1 rRNA gene and 1 other annotated feature are annotated in these 2,518 nt (G+C 54.4%); the gene reads left to right on the forward strand.

The window, feature by feature from the left end:
• A 16S ribosomal RNA gene (locus tag GTN70_09505) occupies window positions 1-806 on the forward strand; the annotation flags it as partial.
• Window positions 807-1,084: 278 nt separating this feature from the next.
• Window positions 1,085-2,517, forward strand: a sequence feature (possible 23S ribosomal RNA but 16S or 23S rRNA prediction is too short).
• Window position 2,518 lies beyond the last annotated feature (1 nt).

Raw genomic sequence — 2,518 nt, forward strand, 5'->3', positions numbered from 1 at the left:
TTGCCAGAACGCGCTCGACGGTGAGGGATGAAAGCTGGGGGAGCAAACCGGATTAGATACCCGGGTAGTCCCAGCTGTAAACGATGCAGACTCGGTGATGGGTTGGCTTCGAGCCAACCCAGTGCCGCAGGGAAGCCGTTAAGTCTGCCGCCTGGGGAGTACGGTCGCAAGACTGAAACTTAAAGGAATTGGCGGGGGAGCACCACAAGGGGTGAAGCCTGCGGTTCAATTGGAGTCAACGCCGGGAATCTTACCGGGGGCGACAGCAGAGTGAAGGTCAAGCTGAAGACTTTACCAGACAAGCTGAGAGGAGGTGCATGGCCGTCGCCAGCTCGTGCCGTGAGGTGTCCTGTTAAGTCAGGTAACGAGCAAGATCCCTGCCTCTAGTTGCTACCACTGCTCTCAGGAGCAGAGGGGCTAATTAGAGGGACCGCCGCCGCTGAGGCGGAGGAAGGAGGGGGCTACGGCAGGTCAGTATGCCCCGAAACCCTCGGGCCACACGCGGGCTGCAATGGTAAGGACAGCGGGTTCCGATTCCGAAAGGAGGAGGTAATCCCTCAAACGTTACCACAGTTATGATTGAGGGCTGCAACTCGCCCTCATGAATATGGAATCCCTAGTAACTGCGTGTCATTATCGCGCGGTGAATACGTCCCTGCTCCTTGCACACACCGCCCGTCGCTTCACCGAAGCTGGTTCTTGGCGAGGTGGCGCCTCATTGGCGCTATCGAACCTGGGGTCAGCAACGGGGGAGAAGTCGTAACAAGGTAGTCGTAGGGGAACCTGCGGCTGGATCACCTCCTTAGTTTAACGGTCCGGGCAACTTTGTGTAAAGGATAATCTGGGATGTTCGTGTGACCAATATACTGAATATGCAATTCCTTGTTTTTACGAGGAATGAAGGACGTAGCGGAGCGATCCGCAATGACCGTCGTGTATAGGATCACAGGAAAATGTGCCACGATGTCAGCGTAATAACTGACAGAGTGAAAATTGTGGCTTTACGGAAATGTTCGCGTATAGTTTCCGGGGCTGCAATAGTAAGAAGAAAATGGTGTACCTGGTATAGTGCAAAGACGCCGGTTGGGGAATGACTCGGCTTGGTAAGCGATGAAGGACGTGGCAAGCTGCGATAAGCCTGGGGGAAGTGCATGCGACCGTTGATCCCAGGATTTCCGAATGAGGTCTCTCTTAACACTCCCTTGCTTTTCGCTTGGGAGGGCGAACCGTCCGAAGTGAAGCATCTGAGTAGGACGAGGAAAAGAAATCAACACGAGATTCCGCTAGTAGCGGCGAGCGAAAACGGAATAGCCCAAACTGAATCTGCTACGGCAACGTGGTAGAGATGTGGTGTGCTATGGCGTACAGGATGCTGTTCCTTGAGCTGAAGTGCTCTGGAACGTGCTGGCGCAGAGGGTGATACCCCCGTAAGCGTAGAGGAATAGGATTCTGCCATAGCAAGAGTATCTGGCCTTGGCAGTGGCCAGTGACTATGGGTGAAAGTAGCATCTAAGGCTAAATATTCACCAAGACCGATAGCATACTAGTACCGTGAGGGAAAGTTGAAAAGTACCCCGGAAGGGGGATGAAAAGTGTCTGAAACCAACCGGTTACAGACGTGTACGGCCCAAAAGGAGTCTGGTGGAGGTCCCGCAAGGGACTGAAGCCTTCCAGGGTCGTATGTTCCGTCTAGAAACACGGGCCAGGGAGATTGCTGTCATGGCGAGCCTAACCTGACAAAGGGAAGGCGAAGGGAAACCGAATTCGCGCAGCTTTGGCGAGGCGAAGGATCCGAAAGGGTCTTCAGTCATGGCAGTAAGGCTAGAAACCGGACGATCTAGTCCTGGATAAGACGAAGGCGGGCGAAAGCCCGCTGGAGGTCTGCAGGGGTCCTGACGTGCAAATCGGTCCTCAGATCTGGGATTAGGGGTCAAAAACCAATCTAGTCCGGTGATCGCTAGTTCCCACCGAAGTAGATCGCAGTCTTGCCTCAGCAGAGATTGCTTGTATTGTAGAGCACCGATCGGACGGTAAGGGCCCGAAAGGGCTCGCCGTTCATTCGAACTCCGAATGTACAGGCTTCGTAGAAGCTGGGAGGCGGGTTTATGTGGGGTAAGCCTCATAACCGAGAGGGGGACAACCCAGACTAAAGTTAAGGTCCCCAAGTGTCTGCTAAGTGTCAAACAAAAAGGCGTTTTCGAGCAAAGACAGCAGGGAGGTAGGCTCAGAAGCAGCCATCCTTCAAAGAGTGCGTAACAGCTCACCTGCCGAGCTCGGAAGCCCTGAAAATGGACGGGGCTCAAGCAGACCACCGATACTTTAGACCACCGGCAAAGCCGGTGCGTGGTAGGTGGGCGTAGTGATTGGGTAGAAGCTGGGCTGTAAAGTCCAGTGGACCGATCTAACTATTGCAGATCCTGGTGGTAGTAACAGCATAGCCGGGTGAGAATCTCGGCGACCGCAAGGGCAAGGGTTTCCCGGCAATGCGTCGTCAGCCGGGAGTTAGCCGGTCCTAAGA

This window comes from Deltaproteobacteria bacterium, assembly GCA_011773515.1.
Taxonomy (GTDB): Bacteria; Desulfobacterota; Deferrimicrobia; order J040; family J040; genus WVXK01.